This is a genomic window from Paenibacillus zeisoli (assembly GCF_003994465.1).
In the GTDB taxonomy this organism is placed as follows: Bacteria; Bacillota; Bacilli; order Paenibacillales; family Paenibacillaceae; genus Fontibacillus; species Fontibacillus zeisoli.
The window spans coordinates 187,946-206,997 of record NZ_RZNX01000005.1 but is presented as its reverse complement, the minus strand read 5'-3'; the positions used below and the strand labels follow the sequence as shown (position 1 = coordinate 206,997).

The 19,052-nt window shown below is 48.8% G+C and carries 17 protein-coding genes; 3 read left to right on the top strand and 14 right to left on the bottom strand.

Annotation, left to right across the window (positions count from 1 at the left end):
- Window positions 1-19: 19 nt before the first annotated feature.
- The 4 genes from sdaAB to EJP77_RS13720 form a co-directional block, all read right to left on the bottom strand.
- Window positions 20-688, bottom strand: a complete 669-nt coding sequence (sdaAB, locus tag EJP77_RS13735; protein WP_127199817.1) for an L-serine ammonia-lyase, iron-sulfur-dependent subunit beta — start codon at window positions 686-688, stop codon at window positions 20-22.
- Window positions 685-1,758: a dihydrodipicolinate synthase family protein gene (locus EJP77_RS13730; RefSeq protein ID WP_127199816.1), complete on the bottom strand. Its 1,074-nt coding sequence runs from the start codon at window positions 1,756-1,758 to the stop codon at window positions 685-687. The genes sdaAB and EJP77_RS13730 overlap by 4 nt, the downstream gene beginning before the upstream one ends.
- Window positions 1,759-2,775 carry an NAD-dependent epimerase/dehydratase family protein gene (locus EJP77_RS13725; protein ID WP_127199815.1) on the bottom strand — a complete coding sequence of 339 codons (1,017 nt, stop codon included), beginning with the start codon at window positions 2,773-2,775 and terminating at the stop codon, window positions 1,759-1,761.
- A 173-nt stretch (window positions 2,776-2,948) separates the two neighbouring features.
- Window positions 2,949-3,389 carry a VOC family protein gene (locus EJP77_RS13720; protein ID WP_127199814.1) on the bottom strand — a complete coding sequence of 147 codons (441 nt, stop codon included), beginning with the start codon at window positions 3,387-3,389 and terminating at the stop codon, window positions 2,949-2,951.
- 532 nt (window positions 3,390-3,921) lie between these two features.
- On the opposite strand from EJP77_RS13720, the gene EJP77_RS21005 reads away from it, so the two are divergent.
- The gene (locus tag EJP77_RS21005; RefSeq protein WP_127199813.1) at window positions 3,922-7,650 is read left to right on the top strand and encodes a S8 family serine peptidase; all 3,729 of its coding nucleotides are present in this window, start codon (window positions 3,922-3,924) and stop codon (window positions 7,648-7,650) included.
- Between the two features lie 165 nt (window positions 7,651-7,815).
- Here EJP77_RS21005 and EJP77_RS13710 read toward each other — a convergent pair whose 3' ends face one another.
- The 4 genes from EJP77_RS13710 to EJP77_RS13695 form a co-directional block, all read right to left on the bottom strand.
- Complete coding sequence (locus EJP77_RS13710) at window positions 7,816-8,340, bottom strand: sigma-70 family RNA polymerase sigma factor (protein ID WP_127199812.1); 525 nt, start codon at window positions 8,338-8,340, stop codon at window positions 7,816-7,818.
- A gap of 36 nt (window positions 8,341-8,376) precedes the next feature.
- Window positions 8,377-9,303 carry a D-alanyl-D-alanine carboxypeptidase family protein gene (locus tag EJP77_RS13705; RefSeq protein ID WP_246021888.1) on the bottom strand — a complete coding sequence of 309 codons (927 nt, stop codon included), beginning with the start codon at window positions 9,301-9,303 and terminating at the stop codon, window positions 8,377-8,379.
- A 189-nt stretch (window positions 9,304-9,492) separates the two neighbouring features.
- A complete protein-coding gene (locus tag EJP77_RS13700; RefSeq protein ID WP_185897343.1) occupies window positions 9,493-10,602 on the bottom strand; it encodes a sensor histidine kinase in 1,110 nt (369 codons plus the stop codon).
- On the bottom strand, window positions 10,592-11,287 hold the full coding sequence (locus EJP77_RS13695) for a response regulator transcription factor (RefSeq protein WP_127199811.1): 696 nt from the start codon (window positions 11,285-11,287) through the stop codon (window positions 10,592-10,594). Before EJP77_RS13695 ends, EJP77_RS13700 begins: the two co-directional genes overlap by 11 nt.
- A 166-nt stretch (window positions 11,288-11,453) precedes the next feature.
- On the opposite strand from EJP77_RS13695, the gene EJP77_RS13690 reads away from it, so the two are divergent.
- The gene (locus EJP77_RS13690) at window positions 11,454-12,800 is read left to right on the top strand and encodes a cryptochrome/photolyase family protein (protein WP_127199810.1); all 1,347 of its coding nucleotides are present in this window, start codon (window positions 11,454-11,456) and stop codon (window positions 12,798-12,800) included.
- Window positions 12,801-13,477: 677 nt separating this feature from the next.
- Here EJP77_RS13690 and EJP77_RS13685 read toward each other — a convergent pair.
- Both EJP77_RS13685 and EJP77_RS13680 read right to left on the bottom strand, forming a co-directional pair.
- Window positions 13,478-13,666: a helix-turn-helix transcriptional regulator gene (locus EJP77_RS13685; RefSeq protein ID WP_127199809.1), complete on the bottom strand. Its 189-nt coding sequence runs from the start codon at window positions 13,664-13,666 to the stop codon at window positions 13,478-13,480.
- Window positions 13,666-14,007 carry a hypothetical protein gene (locus tag EJP77_RS13680; protein ID WP_127199808.1) on the bottom strand — a complete coding sequence of 114 codons (342 nt, stop codon included), beginning with the start codon at window positions 14,005-14,007 and terminating at the stop codon, window positions 13,666-13,668. The genes EJP77_RS13685 and EJP77_RS13680 overlap by 1 nt, the downstream gene beginning before the upstream one ends.
- A 250-nt stretch (window positions 14,008-14,257) precedes the next feature.
- Here EJP77_RS13680 and EJP77_RS13675 point away from each other — a divergent pair, with 250 nt between their 5' ends.
- A complete protein-coding gene (locus EJP77_RS13675; protein ID WP_127199807.1) occupies window positions 14,258-14,563 on the top strand; it encodes a hypothetical protein in 306 nt (101 codons plus the stop codon).
- A 230-nt stretch (window positions 14,564-14,793) separates the two neighbouring features.
- On the opposite strand, the gene EJP77_RS13670 is transcribed toward EJP77_RS13675, so the two are convergent.
- The 4 genes from EJP77_RS13670 to EJP77_RS13655 form a co-directional block, all read right to left on the bottom strand.
- Window positions 14,794-15,765, bottom strand: a complete 972-nt coding sequence (locus EJP77_RS13670; RefSeq protein WP_425464246.1) for a glycoside hydrolase family 43 protein — start codon at window positions 15,763-15,765, stop codon at window positions 14,794-14,796.
- Window positions 15,766-15,864: 99 nt separating this feature from the next.
- Window positions 15,865-16,128, bottom strand: coding sequence for a DUF6171 family protein (locus tag EJP77_RS13665; protein ID WP_127199805.1), 264 nt, complete (start codon window positions 16,126-16,128; stop codon window positions 15,865-15,867).
- Between the two features lie 14 nt (window positions 16,129-16,142).
- Complete coding sequence (locus EJP77_RS13660) at window positions 16,143-17,624, bottom strand: alpha-N-arabinofuranosidase (RefSeq protein ID WP_127199804.1); 1,482 nt, start codon at window positions 17,622-17,624, stop codon at window positions 16,143-16,145.
- 26 nt (window positions 17,625-17,650) lie between these two features.
- A complete protein-coding gene (locus EJP77_RS13655) occupies window positions 17,651-19,051 on the bottom strand; it encodes an arabinan endo-1,5-alpha-L-arabinosidase (RefSeq protein ID WP_127199870.1) in 1,401 nt (466 codons plus the stop codon).
- Window position 19,052: the final 1 nt, after the last annotated feature.

Genomic DNA, 19,052 nt, shown 5'->3' with positions numbered 1-19,052 from the left:
TGCACTCCTTTCGCGTGGTCTATAGAGGAGCTATAATGCGGACCCCGTGTACATGGGCAAAAGCCTCGATCTTGCTTCCCATTGCGTCATCATCCATAGGCTGGTCGGTTTCAATCAGCAGTAGAGCCTCCTGCCCCTTCCCTTTACGAGACATATGCATACTTCCAATATTAATTTGGTGATCAGCGAGAACCTGGGCAATGGAGGCAATCATGCCGAAATGATCCTCGTGGAAGACCAGCATCGTCCAGTAATCTCCCGTCAGATTCACAGCGAACCCTCCGGCTTCTTTGACTTCGATCTTTCCTCCTCCTATAGAAATGCCCTTGATCTCCAAGCTTCCTTGATCATCCGTCAGGATAACTCTAACCGTATTCGGATGCTCCTCGGGATCGTCTGCCTTTGAGATCAGGATATCAATATCCAAATCCTTCGCCATGAGGAGAGCATCCTTGATTCGTGGATCAAAAGTATCAAATTGCAGGATGCCGCCAACCAGGGCCACATCTGTTCCATGGCCTCTATACGTTTCGGCAAACGAACCATAGAGCACGAACTCGGCCTTCTTCGGCGGCCTGCCAAACAGCATGCGGGCCATCCTTCCGATTCGCGCTGCTCCGGCGGTATGGGAGCTGGATGGCCCAATCATAGCCGGACCAATAATGTCGAATACGGATCTGAATTTCATAGGTTCAACCATTCCTCAAGATGCGCCTTCACAAAGGCATCATCGTTCAGATGTGGATACTGCCGGTATACCCGGTCGATCTCTTCCATTTGTCCTTCCGATAGTTCCTCTTCCGGATTCAGGCACCATCTTCCTTCCAGAAGCCCCTGCCTGCGCAGAACCTCATGGATGCCTGGAATACATCCGTGGAATCCGTGAGAAGGATCGAAGAAGGCTGCATTGGAATCGGTAATCTGGGCTCCCCGTTGAAGCAGTTCAGCCGGGATAGCGGCTCCTTTGTCCCGAAGCTCCAGAATCTCATCAAACAGCTCTACGGCTGTCCGTGTCCATACGGCCCAGTGCCCAAGCAAACCTCCGGCAATTCCTTTCTCGATGGTTCTCCCCTCTTCCTCGAACCTGTAGGTAGTAAGCAGATCGGCTACGATGCTATCATCATTGCCCGTATACAGCACAATTTCATCCTTTCGGCTCGACATGCAGACTGCCCGCACGACATCCAGAGTCTGATACCTGTTGAAAGGAGCCATCTTGATGGCTTTAACACCCGGAATCTCCGCAAACTCCCTCCAGAAGGAATAACTGAGCGGCTTACCTCCTACTGCGGGCTGGAGATAGAATCCAAATACCGGAATAATGTCCGCAATCGCCTCGGCCCGCTTTAACAGCTGAACTTCAGTCCAGTCACCCAGACCGCCAACGCTTACAAGCCCAAGATCGTAATTGTATTTGACAGCAAGCTCAGCCTCCCGAAGTGCCTGATCGGTTGGCCCGCATATGCCTGCTACCTTGATCAGCGGACGGTTAAGCCCGGCAGCTTCCACCTCTTCGGCCGCAAGACGCAGGACCGGCTCTAACAGGTCAACGCCCGGGTCACGTATTTCAAACTGCGTGCTGTGCACGGCAACCGCGATCCCTCCTGCACCGGAAGCCATGTAATAGCGAGTTAATGCCCGCTGCCGGCGCTCATCCAGCTTACGGTCTTGATTCAGCGCCAAGGGATGTGCAGGGATAACCGTCCCTCTCTCCAGCAGGCTTTGGACCGAAGCGCTTAGCTCACGAGATTCTCCCATTTAGAACGCACCTGTCCTTTCTTGGAAATGTGTAGGTTTGCCCAGGGTCTCACCTCCCCTTGCCACCCATTCCAGTGTCCAGTCGATCATTTCCCGGAGCGATACCCGAGGGTAGCCGAACAGTTGATGCGATTTGGAAGCATTGCTCAGAAGTGCCGTGTCCCGCTCCTCGCCCGTAAAAATCGGCTGCTTGCCAAGGCCGTCTCCGAATCTTTCTGCCAACCAACGAATGGAAACGGTTTCAGGACCTGTTACATTAAGCGTCACGGCCGGGGAATCACCGATCAATAGGGATCGGATCGCCATTTCATTGGCATCTCCCTGCCAGATTACATTCACTTGGCCCATTCCCAGATCAATGGGACGACCTTCGTTCACGGCACTGGCAACCTCAAGCAGGATTCCATATCGTAAATCTATGGCATAATTCAGACGGAAATTCACAACTGGGGTACCGTTCTCTCTGGAAAAATATTCAAATACACGCTCCCGGCCCAGACAAGACTGCGCATACTCCCCAATCGGTCCAACCGGATGCTCTTCCGATGCTCCACCAAGGGATACTGGAGTCAGCGGATAAATATTACCGGAGGAAAAGGATACAATTCGTGAATTGCGATACTTCTCGGCAACACGTCCGGGAAGATAGGCATTCATGGCCCAGGTGAAATACTCTTTTCCTGTGGTGCCGAACTTGTTCCCGGCCATATAGATGACATTGGGCACATCCGGCAGTGCACGCAGCGCCTGATCACTCAGCAGGTCCGCACTAATAGTCTCAATCCCGAAATCTTCAAGCTCCTTCTGCAAAGTGCCTGATGAGAACCTGGATACACCAATAATCTTCTTCTTCACACCAGCAGCCTCGGCTCCCCGCCTTGCCAATTTAGCCAGACTTGGTCCCATCTTTCCGCCGACGCCAAGAATCAGGATATCGCCATCCAGCTTAGCCAGATCAGCGGCCAACGCAGCAGACGGCTCACTTAGACACTGCTCCAATTCGGATACTGTTTTCACTACCCATCACCTCATCTGTTCATTTAATCGCCTGCTCTGGTATTTCTACCCCCATAGTAGGACCCCCTATATTAAAAGACAACGACTTTAAATAGACCCTTAATTCAAAGCAAAAAGAACGCCTCCAAACTGTGAGTTTGGCAGACGTTCTTCTAAATTCTAAGGGAACAGGGTCAGAAAGAGATCATAGCCCCGCTTTCATCAAATAAGGCGGAAGGATTCCAGGCCACTTCCCAGACATGATTCTCCGGGTCGGCGAAGTACGCGGTTCGTCCTCCCCAAGATGCTTCGTGAGGCTCACGGAGAATCTTTGCTCCTGCTTTCCTGACCTGCTCCATAATGTCGTCTACTTGCTCGGGTTCTTCCACATTAATAGCAAGCGTAATCCCTCTAAAGGCAGGCTCCACTGGCTGAATGCCCGTTAGCTGAAGCCCGGCATCCTTTAACAACTCTTCATAAGGATAAAGGGACAGCAGCACACCCGCCGTGGTGAACACACTGTACTGATCATTGCTAGTAGGTGTTTCTTCCCAGCCAATTCCACGGTAAAACGCTCTCAGCTTCGGCATAGAGAATGTTCCCAAAGTAACAAGGGTGACGCGCTCGGGTACCATTTTGACATCCCTCCATAATTTGACTTGAGCCGGTTGGAACAGGTATTCCTCCCGCCTTGGAATAACTTACTTAAAAAGTTGTATCCTCTATCTTACCTTTTAATCCGTGAAAAAACTATAAAGCCAGTGTCTAATTTTGGCGTTGAATTCATTTATTTATTTACCCCGGTAAATATTTCATCAGTCTATCCCGGGTATGCCTGTCCTCTACCCGAGTGCTTATGAACTAAAACCTACCTTGTTCATGTATCCTCTCCCCTAGGCTGGTCTATAAGACTATCGAATGACAAATTGCTAATTTTGGAAGAAACCAGTTACTTTTGTATCTAAATTCCAATCCGGATTGTAATCTTCCTCTATCTTTCGACTGCATGTGAGAAAAGCCGCCGCCTCCGCGCAGGTTCGACTTCAACAAATAACATAGTTAAACCGTAGGATATGTTTCCTGTCAAAAATATGTAAACTCTTAGTATCATCAATCTATCATTTTTAACTACTAGACAAGCATCCAAATCGAGAAGGAGGAAACCATTTGAAGCCTATTTCACGTCAGCAATGGCTGGTCGGAGTTCTTAGTGTATCCCTAGTTCTTGGCGCAGCTTCTCCTGGCCTCGCATCCGCTGCTTCAGCAGATGCCCAGACTGCATCCAAATTAAAGGTCCAATCCAGATTGAGTTCCAATCTGAATATTCCCCGCAGCGGTGAGCTGACTCCAAGTGCCGCACCTCTTCTGAAATCTTCTGCCTCACCGCAAAACTTCGTTCCTGAAAGTGACAGCAGCAGTCTGACTACGGTGATTGTGCAGCTGAAGAATGATCCGATCAAAGTGTTCGAGAAACAGTCTGCCGGGGCCAGTCTGGCAGATCATACGAGCAAGGTGCGGATTGAGCATAATACCTTTAAGTCGGCTGCCCAGGCGCTGCGCGGACTGACATTTAAGAGAGAGTACTCCAAAGTGTTCAACGGGTATTCTGTCGAACTTCCCGCGAATCAGGTAGACGGCCTGCTCAAGCTGCCAGGGGTGAAGGCTGTATTTCCTAACCTGACCTATCATGCCACTCCGGTCGAATCCACGGGTGGTGAAGTAGGACCCTCCGAGGATAACAGTATTCCTTACATCGGTGCTCCGAAGTGGTGGAATGAAGGCTACAAAGGTAAAGGTGTAAAAGTAGCTGTTATTGACACGGGTGTTGACTATAATCATCCAAGTCTTAAAGGAGCTTATAAAGGCGGCTACGATTTCGTAGATAATGACAAGGATCCTTTCGAGACGAAGCCAGATCCAACCAAACCTCCTGTTGACGGCAAACCTTACGATACCGAACATGGCACACATGTATCCGGAACGATCGTGGGACGAGGGAATCCAAATGATCCGCAGGGCACACAAGGATGGGCACGAGGCGTTGCGCCGGAAGCTGATCTGTATGTCTACCGGGTACTTGGACCTTATGGCAACGGATCAACCGAGAATGTCGTTGCCGGCATTGAGGAAGCGGTTGCCGATGGCAATGACGTAATCAACCTTTCTCTGGGCTCTGACTTCAACAATCAATATACAGCGGACAGTGTGGCCGTAGATAATGCAGTGAAGGCTGGAGTCGAAGTGGCCGTATCCGCAGGTAATGAAGGCCCGGGAGATGAGACACTCGGAAGTCCGGGCGGTTCCCAGCTCGCGATCTCCGTTGGGGCTTCTACCCCTCCTGGTGAGACCCCTATCTTCAAATCGGCTGAGCTTGGTGATCTGTATGCATACTTGACCACCTACTCGCCCGAGCTTAAGGATAACAAGGACGGCTGGGGAGTTGCTTATGCAGGTCTTGGCAAGCCAGCTGACTTCGCCGGGGTGGATGTTAAAGGCAAGATCGCTCTGATCTCACGCGGCGAAATTTCCTTCCATGATAAAGCTGTAAATGCTAAAGCGGCGGGCGCTGCCGGTGTGATCATTTTCAACAATGTTCCAGGTGAAATTCAAGCCACCCTTGGCAGTGAAGGCGATTATGTGCCAACGTATACCATCACTAAGGAAGATGGACTTAATCTGAAAGCGAAGGCTGAAGCATCGGATTACAAAATCCATATCGGTACTGTCCATGAACAGGATCTGCTTGCGGATTTCAGCTCTCGCGGACCTGCACTTCCGGACTATTCGATCAAGCCGGATATTACAGCACCAGGCGTAGCTATTACTTCATCCATTCCTTCCTGGACCGGGGATTACAGCAATGCCTATGAATCCCTGCAAGGGACAAGCATGGCGGCCCCTCACGTGGCAGGAGCAGCAGCCCTTCTGATTGAGCGTTTCAAGTCCGAACGCAAGGAGAAGCATCTGGATCCTGAACAGATCAAGGCACTGCTGACCAATAATGCGGTAGAGATTCATGACCGCTCAGGAACGCCTTATTCGGTTCAGCTTCAAGGGGCGGGACGGATTGATCTTAGCAATGCTTTGACAGCAGAAGCGATCGCTTCGGTCAAAGAGAAGCTGCCAATTGAGCTTCAGGGATCTACGAACAGTGAGTATCAGACCGGAAGCCTGTCCTTTGGACAGCAGGCAGGCGGCTCCACTGTAACGAAGGAGATTACGCTGAAGAATATTGCGGATACCAAGCAAACCTATGATGTACAGGTGAAATGGAGTGCCGATGGCAAGAACGTTCCTTCTCTCGTCTCCTCCACCCAGCAGATCACACTGCAGCCTGGACAGAAGCAGACCACCTTTACGGTGAAGCTCACCATTCCTAAAGGAACACCGGAGAGCAAATTTGAAGGTCAGGTCCTCCTGGTCAAACAAGGGGACGGCCATACCCTTCGTCTTCCGGCAAGCGTATATGTTGGAGATGCATATAAGCTTGGCGAAATTAATAATATCGCCTTCTCGAATGATATTTTCTCACCGAACAAAGATTATCTGGCCGATACAACCGACGTTTCCTTCAATGTGAACTATCCAATTAAAGACTTCGATTTGGTTGTTAACAGTGACACAGAAGGAGATCAAGGCATCCTGTACAGCGGACTTAGCCATGCCCCGGTTCATAATCCAGACACGTATACGCTTCCCGACTGGGATGCCAAAGTCACTGATCATGGCCAAGAAAAGTCACTCAAAGATGGGCTTTACTGGCTGACACCGGTTATCCATGACACGAACTCACGACTTGATCAGGAACGGGCGCCGTTCGTCGTCGACCGCGAAGCTCCGAAAGCTGAGATTGATCAGCCAGGGCTTGTCATCAATGAAGCTGATGGAACTAAAGGAACCATCTCCGGACAGGTGTTGGGAGATACCCTCCTTAATGTGCTTCCAAATGTGAAGTATTCTGACGTAATTGGCGTCGCCGTATTGACCACAGATCCTAGCGGTACTTATACTCAAGCCGATGGTGTGGTCGATGACAAAGGACACTTCAGCGTGAATGTTCCTGTCTATCCGGATATCGACAACAGCTATGAAGTGTATGTGTATGATGCAGCCTCCAATGGTCTGCTGACTCCGCTTGCCACCCTGAAGAAGAACCAGGAGCAGGCCAAGATCTTCGCTGATCCAGCGACCCAGGAAGTCAAGACGAACACGGAATTCCAGGTTGGAATTAAATTTGCTACTACAGCCAAAGCCAACTCGGCCTCCTTCAGCCTTGTTTATCCGAAGAACTTGACCCTGAATGCCGTGAAGCTGAACTCAGCAGTAGTTCCTGATCCCCAGAATGCGGTGGTTACGCAGAATATTGTCGATGCGCCGAACGGGGACAAGCAGCTGAACTATTCAGTAAGTTTGAAGAGCGGTACTTTTACTGGCTCAGATCAACTTGCTAGTGTAAGCTTCCAATCCGCTACTGCGGGCCAATACGCCCTTACACTCGCAACCGCTAGTGTGAAAGCTGGCGCTGTACAAGTCCCTGTAACTGGACTTAATACGGTACAAGTTGTTGTCAAATCCGGGGGCACAGATCCAGGAACGCCTGAACCGGGCGTGTTCAACCTTGATTCTGATGATTATTCCCTGTTAGTGGGAGAACAATTTGAGACCGTAGCTCTGTTCACGGATCAGAATGGCAAGGTCACGAATGTCTCTTCAGATGCCGTGTACACTTCCAAGAATCCTAAAGTGGTTACGGTTGACAAGTACGGCGTCCTTACAGGTGTGAGCAAAGGTGTTACACAAATCACGGCGACTTATAAAGGGCATACCGTTACAGCCGGTATTCTGGTTGTTGTTCCATATGTGAAGCCGTCGAGTTCCAGCGTTTCTGAGCAATAATGAAAGGTCTGTCCCGAAAGTGAATAAGGGGCTGCCCGGCAAAGTCCAATGTGACTTACCGGGCAGCCCCTTTTATATTCGTTCAACTATAAATTCACCTGAACCCCACTCGGATTCCGGTCAAATTATGGCCCTTAATTATGTAGCTCAGCAGCTTCGCTGACATTAGATTACATCCGAGTATAGTCTGTGCATCATCTGTTCATTGAGCTGCTGATTGCGCAGTTTTTGTCTTGCCCGGTACAGCAGAATTTTGAACCTTGATAACCCGATCCCCATCATATCTGCAGATTCCTGATACGAGAAGCCTTTGAAATCATACAGAAGCACAGTCTGCCTCTGGACCTCGGTCAAGGAATCCAGCATTTCAGAGACCGCCTGCTGCTTCTCCTTGATCATGAAGAGAGACTCCGGTGTATCCATCTCCGGAAGCTCATTGAAGTAATCTGTATCATAGGATTGCATCCGGTTGTCTTTGCGCATTTTGTCAATGAACACACGGTAGGCCACCCTCAGCAGCCACGGTCTTACCCGGTCTTGGTGTTCAGGCTTTAGATTAACCAAAGCCCGGGAGAAAGTCTCCTGCATCAAGTCCTCCGCCAGATGGTGATTTTTCCCTAGATACAGCAGATAACGATATACGTCTTTTTTGTATTCTCTATATATTTTCTCTATTTGAGTATGGTCCATTAGACTCTCCCCCTGATATTGATTGTTCATAATTAGTTACTGCTTCAGCTTGAAACCGTAGTCCAACAGCTTGCTGGAATCCAACCATACACCCTCAGCGGTGGAGTGAAGAACCACACTGATCAGATTTCTGCCCTGCCTGCTTGCAGAAGCCACCAGACAGTACCCTGCTTCATCGGTGAAGCCTGTCTTAATTCCATCCGCTCCCTGAAAATAATACTCACTGCCGCTTTGAATCAGCTTGTTGCGATTGGTGAATGTAACATGGGACAGCGCAGCTGTGTGCTTCTGCTCAGCAGTAATACTTCGGAACTCCTTATTTCTCATGGCTGCCCGGGCGATCATCGCCATATCTTTTGCCGTAGAGTAATGGTTCGGGTCATGCAGGCCGTGTGGATTCACAAAGTGAGAAGATTTCGCTCCCAGTTCCTTAGCCCGGGCATTCATCAGACTCGCAAAATATACTTCCGACGCCTCCGGAGACATACTGTGTCCCGAGTCCAGTCTTGCGATATACCTGGCTGCGGTCCGGGCCGCATCATTCCCTGAAGGCAGCAGCATCGCTGCGGCAAGGTCTTTTAGCCGTAACTTCTGCCCCTGCTTGAGCCCGGCAGAACTCTCGCCCGGCGTTCGGAGGTTTACTTCCTTCCCAACCGTGATGAGATCATGCGGATTTCCTTTCTCCAGCGTTATGAGCGCTGTTAGAATCTTGGTTGTGCTTGCCGGGTACAGCCTCTCGGTATCATTAATGGAGAACAGGATATTTCCTGTATCTTCATCCATAAGCAGAAGTCCTTCTCCCTCCAGACCAGGCAAAGAAGGGTGATTCATATCCCTCCACTGCATCTTGACCTCGTGCATTAGGGCGGTCGTGTGCCGCATTAAATTCCCGGAGCTTATTTCGACAAGCAGAAGTACGATTACAATAAACCCCGCCATAATCGCTATTTTTCGGTTAATCACTTTAAAATTCTCCTCTACTGCATCCATCAATAATTCTATTATCCGGGGTATAACTTTCGCTGCGCCTAAGAAAATATTAAGAATATATTAAGATTTCCTATAAGTTGGTAGATTAGGGGATTTAAACTTGTGTATGATAACGACAAAAAAGCATGCCCCTCCTCAAGGGAGTAACATGCTTTGACGTTCTTAATGGTTCATACTCGGTGCATTCTGACTGATCCGTACGGTGAACACCGTCCGCTCCTCATCACTTGTAACCCGAATCGAACCTTGGTGAAGATCTACAATGTGTTTGGCTATGGCAAGTCCAATTCCCGAGCCGCCTGTGTTCTTATCTCGGGACTTCTCCACCCTGTAGAACCGTTCGAACAAGCGCGGGATATCCGAATCGGGGATCGGTTCGCCATAATTGATGACATCTATAACCGCTTCCTGCCCTTCAACTCTCCCGCGAATATCCAGGAACCTGCCCTCATTGCCGTAACGGATCGCATTTGAAATTAGATTCTCATATACTCTTCTAAGCTTGTCACCGTCCGCCATCACAATCATCTGGTTCTGCTCGAAGAACAGCCTGGACTCCATTCCGCACTCACCGAGCTGCCACTGGAACTGCGCCGTAATCTGATGAAGCATCTCCACCAGGTTAATTCTCGACTTATTCAGGGTCATCTCCCTGTTACGCAGACGTGTGTATTCGAATAAATCTTCCAGAAGCTGCTTCAGCCTTAATGATTCCTCATAGGCCATGTTGTTATAGTATCTGAGCTCAACCTCATCCCGGTACCGATCCTGATCGATAAGGCCAAGATACCCGGTAATGGTAGTTAGTGGCGTTCTAAGGTCGTGAGATACATTCGTTATGAGTTCATTCTTGGTCTGCTCCGCCCGCCGCTCTTCCTCCAGCGATATTCTGAGCCTTTCCATCATCCGGTTAATGTCAGCAGCGAGCTGACCAAGCTTACCTACCGAACGGACCGTTACTTTGCGGTCAAGCTGTCCCTCTTCGAGATTGTGCACCTCTTCAATAAGCAGGGCCAGGTAATTCTGCTCTTGTCTTCGGCTCTCTCTGCGGTAAAGATAGATTCCCGTTAATACGATGACCGGAAAGGAGGCGACGTAATAAACCTCTGGACGACCTAACCCATAATAAAAGAATCGGACAACACTGACGATATCCATGTATCCGTAGTTGTAGTAAAGGTAATTAATCACAATATAGAGCAAGGAGCACAGTATGGCCGAGACCACGACGGTCCAGAAGAACCATTTGAAGAATCTTAAGCTAGATCTCAATTTTGTAGCCTACCCCCCATACGGTGCGAATCAGCTTCTCTCCGTGCATCTCCTTCTCCAGCTTGTCGCGCAGGCGGCTGATATGGACCGTGACCGAGTTGTTATTCTCGAAGTACTTGTCCTTCCAGATCAGCTCAAAAATATCCTCTGAACTGAACACCCTGCCCGGCTGGCTGGCCAGCAGGAAGAGGATGCTGAATTCGATCGGGGTAAGCTTAACCGGACGATCGTCCACTTTAACCGAATGGGTCTCCTTATCAATCTGCAGGGAGCCAAGCTCAATCAGATGATCTCGGGCCGTCAGTGCCGGCTGGGCACTGTAGAAGGCTCGTCTTAATAATGACTTAACCCGGGCCACCAGCTCCAGCGGATTAAATGGCTTCACCATATAGTCGTCCGCTCCGGTCATCAGGCCCGTTATTTTATCCATATCGCCGTCCTTGGCGCTCAGCATCAGAATGGGGGTCATATTCGTCTCCCTGATCTTGAGACATACCGTAATCCCGTCCATTCCCGGCATCATGATATCCAGAACAACCAGATGGATCACTTCATTCTGCATAATCTCCAGTGCCTTGAAGCCGTTCTCGGCTTTGAACACGACATAACCTTCATTGAGAAGATAAATTTCGATCAGCTTCGCAATTTTGTCATCATCATCTACGATCAGTATGTGTCTTTCCATACTCTTCATCCTTTGTCATTGATTTGTGCTTGAATCATCATATCATGATTCTGAATTCCGTTTTCAAACAAAAGGTTAAGAAAGAGTTAAGAAGTTCTTAATATTTTGAAGGATTCGGCAATGGGTTAATACGTTACAATGAGGATCAGTCAGGAGGAGTGGAACCATGATTCTATTTATTCACCGAAAAGATCTGCGCACTCAGGATCTAGCCGCGTTCGAGCGGATTGCCGGCCTAGGAGAGCAGGGCCTGCATGTATTCATTGCCGATCCCGCGCTGCTTACCTCTATACGCAAAGATGAGCATAGTGGGGTTCACTTTCTGAGTCAGGTAAGGAGATTGCAGGAATTATATATACAGGCAGGACGGAACCTTCATATTCTATATGGGGACCCCGCTGAGATTGTGGATTCCATCCTTGGTCAGTATCCGGTTAGCGAATTGGTAGTTGGACGTGATTATACGCCCTATGCGCTCGCACGGGATCATAAGCTTGAGAAGAAGGCCGAGCAGCATGGCGTTCCGTTCACCTCACTTCCGGATCAGACCTTGATCGATCTAGAGGATTTCCATGCTTTTGCCGGACGTAAGGAGCCTTATAAGGTATTTACGCCCTTCTATCGCAAATGGAAAGAATATATGGAGCTTTTCTTCCGGCCGCCGGGATCTGTCTTGGTGTCTGATTTGCGTACCGCAGAGCTAGAACCGGAGCTCTCGGATCGCTTTCGGCTTCCATTTGTTCTGGAGGACTACCCAGTTGCCGAAGAGCCGAGCATTCGGCTCGCTGATTTCATTGAGGACGATCTGCATAATTATGAGCAGGGACGGGATCAATACGGATCGGACGGGACAAGCCGAATCAGCGGGATACTGAATACCGGGGCGCTGTCGATTCGGACAGTCTACCAGCGGGTGATGGGCATTCCGGAAGGCGAAGCCTGGCGTAGACAGCTCGCCTGGCGAGATTTCTATCTGTATCAATCAGTGTTTGACCCGGACTTCTACCACTACGAACAGCGCTATGATCTGTCCCTGCTGGACGATAAGCTGTTCAGCGCCTGGGCCAATGCCGAAACCGGAATTCCGGTTATCGATGCAGCCATGACGCAGCTGAACGAGACCGGGCAGCTGCCTAACCGGCTGCGCATGGTGACGGCCATGTTCCTCACCAAGAACCTGCTGTGCCCCTTCCCTCTGGGAGAGGCCTACTTCCGGCTCAAGCTGGCTGACTACGATAACGCCCCGAACCGCGGGGGCTGGTTGTGGAGCTCCTCTCTCGGCTTCGATGCAGCCCCCTACTTCCGGATCATGAATCCGGTGAATCAGTCGGAGAAGTTCGATCCTCTGGGCACATATATCCGCAGATGGCTTCCGCAGCTTGCGGATGTAGAGGGACGGGAGATTCACCGTCCGCGGCCCCATGCCATTGTGGACCTGAAGGCTTCCCGGGAGCGGGCGATCGGGGTTTATAAGGAGATATTAAGGAGCAGGACGGTGGGTGGACCTGAATAAACCACGGTAATTAATTCCGCATTTGTGATATACAAAGAGGACACCTGTACTCCTTGAGAAGATAGGAGTGGACTTTCTGGAAAGAATGGGAGAACTGAAACCTGTGCTCTGATTAAGCTAACGGGCAGGATTGATTAACAAAAGCGGGTGGCAAGAAAGTAGGTGGGTGCGTTGAAACTTAAAGGAACTATCACTGAACAGGAATACAGAAAGGAATTACAAGCATCGAAAATTCGCTTATTCAATGATAAATCCATGTCCAGGTTTTTAAGCATTATTAAAGAAAGCTTTCCAGCAATGAAATAGCATACATTCTTTACTGGATACCCGAACAAGGTGAAGATATTATCACTTTCCTAGTGGATACACATTCCGTAATTACAATTGAGCTTGATCGTTTCGATCAACAAGTTGACCCTATTATTGAGATGTATCCTGTTGAATTATTACTTAAAGGGCGTAGCAAAATGCACCAAATCAAAATTGCAGTGGCTTTAGATTTGGCAACTAAAGATTTGAACCAAGAGAGATGAGATTAAGCTAACGGGAAACGATAGTTAAATAAGGGAAACTGACTAGGCTGCCAAGAATATATATGGCAGCCTCGTTAAGCTAACGGGCAGGATACTAGGGGAATATAATATGATCAAAGGGCAGCAATAACAACTGCCCTTATCTCAATATATAAACAACTCATCGACCTTCACACCCAGCACTCGGGCTAAACGGAAAGCCAACTCTAAGGTTGGATCGTATTTATTGTTTTCAATGGCATTGATGGTTTGACGGGAAACGCGGCACTTTGTAGCAAGATCGCTCTGTGAAAATTTATGTTCTTCTCTCAGTTGTCTGATTCGATTTTCCATTAAGACAGTTTCCTTTTGGCTTGGATATAAAAGATAATATAAAAAATAAAGCCTACCAAAACAACATCGAATCCATTTTGTAAATTACTTACCCAGCTTTGCGGTATAAAAGGTCCCACGGTTACCGTTTCCTTATAGAACTCCTTTACAAAAGGAATCTCTCTAATTCCCCTTTCTATGCTATAAAGCATCATGCCAATCCAACTGGATTGGGTTGCTCGTTTCCGGATTTCTTTCTGACGTTCGTCACCACCACTTGATTTATGACCGCATATGAACATGCAAGCGAAAATGACACCGGCATAATATATAGATATGAAAATTTGTACTAAAATTCCCAACCAGATCCCTCCTGTAAAAAAGTTTTTACACCTTGATGATATAAGAAAAATAATTTAGTGTCAAATTCTTTTGACAAACATTGGCTGAAGATTACTGCGCGTCATTGAAGTAACGGGAAACTATAGCTCAAAGGTAAAGAACCGGTAGCCACGGGAGATTGTCGGTTTTCTCAACTAACGGGCAGTTTAGTGGAATTCGAAGGTTTATGATAATCTTATTTCAAATGCAATATATGAGGGCGGAATTGCTATGAATAGTGGAAACATTACCAACAAAATTGTAGTTTGCGATTATGTAGGGACATATATAAATGCATTAACACGAGGAAAGGAATATGAAGTGTTAGTTGAAGATGAGGAAAAACAACAGTTAAAAATCGTAGGTGATAATAACCGAGCGAGATGGTTTAGGAGAAACCTTTTCCTTCCTGTAGGAACTAAGGTAACCATAATGGTTTCATGGGAATTTGATGATGAAATAATCGACTCAAGTGAAAAATCATTAGAACACAATAAGAAGTCTAGACCAACAAAATCAACTATTAAGTTCAACTAGACCGCTAAGCTAACGGGATACAATAGCTTAATGAACCGCCTTCCCCACAAGTCGGAATCTTGTAATCAAACTATCAATATTGGAATATAACTTAGCCAACATAATAAAAAGAAGTCTTGCTTTACCTAGTTGAGCAAGACTTCTTTTACTATCAAATTGACTCTTTGTCCTCAATTAACGCTAATCTTATAAAAAAGCCTGGCTAAGATCAGCCAGGCTCTCATTCTACCCTATTTACCTTGCCTGATTCCATCTCTCACCGGAATTCCGAAATTCGGGGTTCCATTCTCGTTCCAACCGAATACCTGGGCCCGGGTATGCCGGTTCGGGTCATACAGCGGATCTCCGGTGATCTCCTTATAATTGCGGGCATGATAGATAAGGACATCCTGTCCATCTTCAGATACGGTGAAGCTGTTATGCCCTGGTCCATACTGGCCTGTCTCTTCATTCGTCTGGAACACCGGTTCAGGCGACTTGGTCCAGGACTGTGGATCAAGCAGATCGGATGATTCGTCGGCGCTTAGCAGACCCATACAGTAGTTATGATCTGTTGCACTTGCCGAGTAGCTGATGAAGATCCGTCCATTACGCTTCAGAAATGCCGCTCCTTCATTTACCTTAAAGCCGATCACTTCCCACGGATGCTCCGGTGTAGAGATCATGACCTGCTCTCCGCTCAGCGTCCATGGATTGCTCATGGCCGAGATATACAGATTGGAGTTCCCTTCAATCTCGGGATCCTTCTGCGCCCATACATAATAGAGCCTGCCTTGGTGTTCAAAGGTCGTTGCATCCAGCGCGAAGCTCTCCCAAGCTGTCCGCACCTGTCCCTTCTCCACCCACTCCCCTTCCAACGGATTGGCAGAAGTATTCTCCAGCACATACATCCGGTGATCGAACAGACCTTCCTTCGTCTCTGTCGTTCTGGCTGCAGCGAAATAGATATACCATTTCCCTTGGATAAAATGAATCTCCGGCGCCCAGATGTTCGCACTGAGCATCCCGGTCTCGTATTTGCGCCATGCTACTACAGGCTGGGTATCACGTAATCCTTCCAATGTGGAAGAACGGCGAACTTCAATCCGGTCATACTCCGGAACCGATGCGGTGAAGTAATAGTACCCATCATTATGCTTATATACCCAGGGATCAGCTCGCTGTTCCACCAAGGGATTGTTATATTCTCTGGTTGCGTCCACTGTTCTCGTCTCCTTTAAATTAAGCATTATCTGCCCTATATATATTTTCTCACCATGCTTAGCTTCGTCAGTCTCCGTCCTCTTTCGCCGGGATAGCAGTTACTCTCCCCACCTTGACTCTCCCGGATATGGACATTCGGAATCCAGCAGCTTCGCTCTCACCGCCACCAGACAACCACAGTGCCTGCATGTGGTTCCATATTGAAGAGACGGGCAGCTAAGGCAGCGGTCAAGACGCCGCTCGTACTCTTCATCGCTTGCCGCGATACGATTCAGTGTCGCCATTTCAACCAGCCGCGCTAGCTTCTCTGGTGATACCTGAACACTCTCCGAGCAGCCTTTGCAGCCTTGGACACTCTGCATAACCCGGCGCATCTCTAGTTAAGGGACAGCACGAGGACAGAGGCCGGCGGCAGTTCAAATTCAAGAACTCCATCCTTCAGAACCGCTTCCTCAAAAGCAGCTGGAGCTACCAGATCCGGCTGCTCGAACGTATTGTGTGCGTTCAGGGAAGTGTGGGTCAGAATTCGGCCTGACACCTGTCTATTATTCGCTCCTTCAATATGACACCTGAACTTGGCACGTTCTGCATGGTGCAGATTACAAGCCGTCAAGTGGATTGCTCCCTCGGAATCCTGGGATGCCGAGACACTGATCTGAGGAATGGATACATCCCCATAGGTGTATTCCGGGCTGTCGAACTGAAGTTCGAGCAGCTGATTATCCATATGAACCTGGTACATATCGAACACATGGTAGGTTGGCGTCAGCAGCATTTTGTCACCCTCGGTTAGAATCAATGCCTGAAGAACATTCACCATCTGGGCAATGTTGGCCATCTTTACCCGGTCACAATACTTGTGGAAAATATTCAGGTTAATGCCTGCAACCAGCGCATCCCGCAGTGTATTCTGCTGGTACAGGAAACCAGGATTCGTACCGGGCTCTACATCGCACCAAGTGCCCCATTCGTCAATGATAAGCCCGACTCTTTTCTCGGGATCATATTTATCCATAATCTCGGAATGCTTCACAATCAGCTCTTCCATGTAGAGCGTATTCTTCAATGTGGCGAACCACTCATCTGTGCCAAATTCTGTAGCCGAGCCTTTGCTCCCAAACCAGTTACCGGATGGAATTGTGTAGTAATGAAGACTGAGTCCGTCCATCAGCCCCCCCGCTTCGCGCATCAACACCTCGGTCCAGTGGAAATGATCTGTATTCGGACCGCAGGCAATTTTGTAGACCTTATTCCCGCCGTAGTTCCGAACATAAGTGGAATAATGCCGGTACAAGTCCGCATAATATTCCGGGCGCATATTCCCGCCGCAGCCCCAATTCTCATTCCCCACGCCAAAAAATTGCAGGGACCATGGCTCATCACGGCCGTTCTCACGGCGCAGGTTCGCCATCGGGGATTCCCCGTCAAAGGTCATATATTCCACCCACTGCTGCATTTCGCGAACTGTACCACTGCCCACATTTCCACTGATATAAGGTTCCGTATTCAGAAGCTCGCACAAACGCAGGAATTCATGTGTTCCAAAGTGATTATTCTCCTCCACACCGCCCCAATTGTTATTGATCATCCTAGCCCGCCCGGACGCCGGTCCAATTCCATCCATCCAGTGATATTCATCAGCGAAACACCCGCCCGGCCAGCGCAGAACCGGAATATTCAGGCGTTTCAGAGCTCCGAGCACATCGTTACGGATACCTTCCGTATTGGGAACGGGCGAATCTACACCCACCCAAAGTCCCTCATATACACATCTGCCCAGGTGCTCCGCGAAATGTCCGTACAAGTGACGGCTTATTTGGCCCTTCTTCTCCTCTGCATTTAGCTTTATGTTTATCATTATGACTCGTCCTCTCCACTCCAGATTTATTGACCCGATGCGGCTTGCTTGCCCCAGACTGAGATCCCTTTCTCATCCATTCCGGTAAAAACAAGTGTCTGGCGATTCTGCTCCCAATCCCAGGATGGCAGCAGTTGAACTTGTTCCACCTTCCCCTTGCCAGGTTCGGGGTTATCCCATGTCAAAGTCAGCGTATATTTACCGTCAAAGGACCAAGTCCCTTGATCCGCCGAACCCTTAATGGACCCATCGCTCATAAGTTCAACACGGCTTGACTCCACTTGACCATCTACAGACGGGTCCATAATGAGGTAATCCCATTCTCCCGCAATCAGAGATTTGGGAATATTCTGTTGGGTCTCTCCCGCGTACCGCTCCGGTGACACAACAGGCCAGCCGTCTTCGGTCCACAGGATCTTGCGGACATGCAGGTAAGACCAATTCTTGTCCTGTTCCCCCCGTGCATGATGGACAATGAAGTAATTCTCGCCGTCCTTCAGAACGGAATTGTGTCCTGGAGCAATCCATCCCGGATCATCCCCGAGTCTGTAACCGCCAAGAACTTTATTCCCCACTTCATATTGGGGCTTGTAAGATGTATCCGTCATTTCACGTCCGTTATAATCCACATATGGACCTGTAAGGGTATCCGAACGGGCAACCCGTACGTTATAGTCCTCGAATAAGGAATCATAGGAGACAAATAAATAATACTTCTTGAACTTCTCGTTATATACGATGTAAGGTCCTTCCACCGCTCCGTCCTCGGTGACCCGGTCCCGTGCGGCAATCAAGGTGCCGAACCCGGCTTCTGCAGGCTTGCCGGTCTCGGGGCTCAGCTGAATGATATGAATTCCTCCGAAGAAAGAACCATAGACCATCCACATCTTGCCGTCCGCGTCCGTTATAACATTGGGATCAATCGCATTGAGCGTGTCTTCATTTCTCGTCTTGATGACAGAGCCCTCATCGGTCCAAGGCCCCTCTATTGAACGGGATGTAGCCATTCCGATCATAGATTGTCTGCTGCCAAAGGTCGAAGCTGAATAATAGATACGATAGGAATCTTTGTATTTCACAACATCAGGCGCCCACAATCCGAGCGCACCAGACCAGGCTTTGGCTTCAGCAGGCACACCTGGCAGGGCGTACTGCACCCATTTCCAATGAATGAGATCGTCTGATTGGCGGACCATGACGCCTGGCTTCGGTTCCCCGCCAACCTTCACATCGGTCGAGAACACATAGTATCCCTGATCCGTCTTGATAATGCCTGGATCATGAGCATTGTTACTAGTCCAATAAGCCTCATTGTCAATTACAGAAGTATCATACATGGTGAAATCGCCGGGAGAGGTAGGGAATACGGGCTTCGCCGTATTGTCCGCCGTACATCCGCCTGCCCCGAATAACAGAAGCATAGGAATA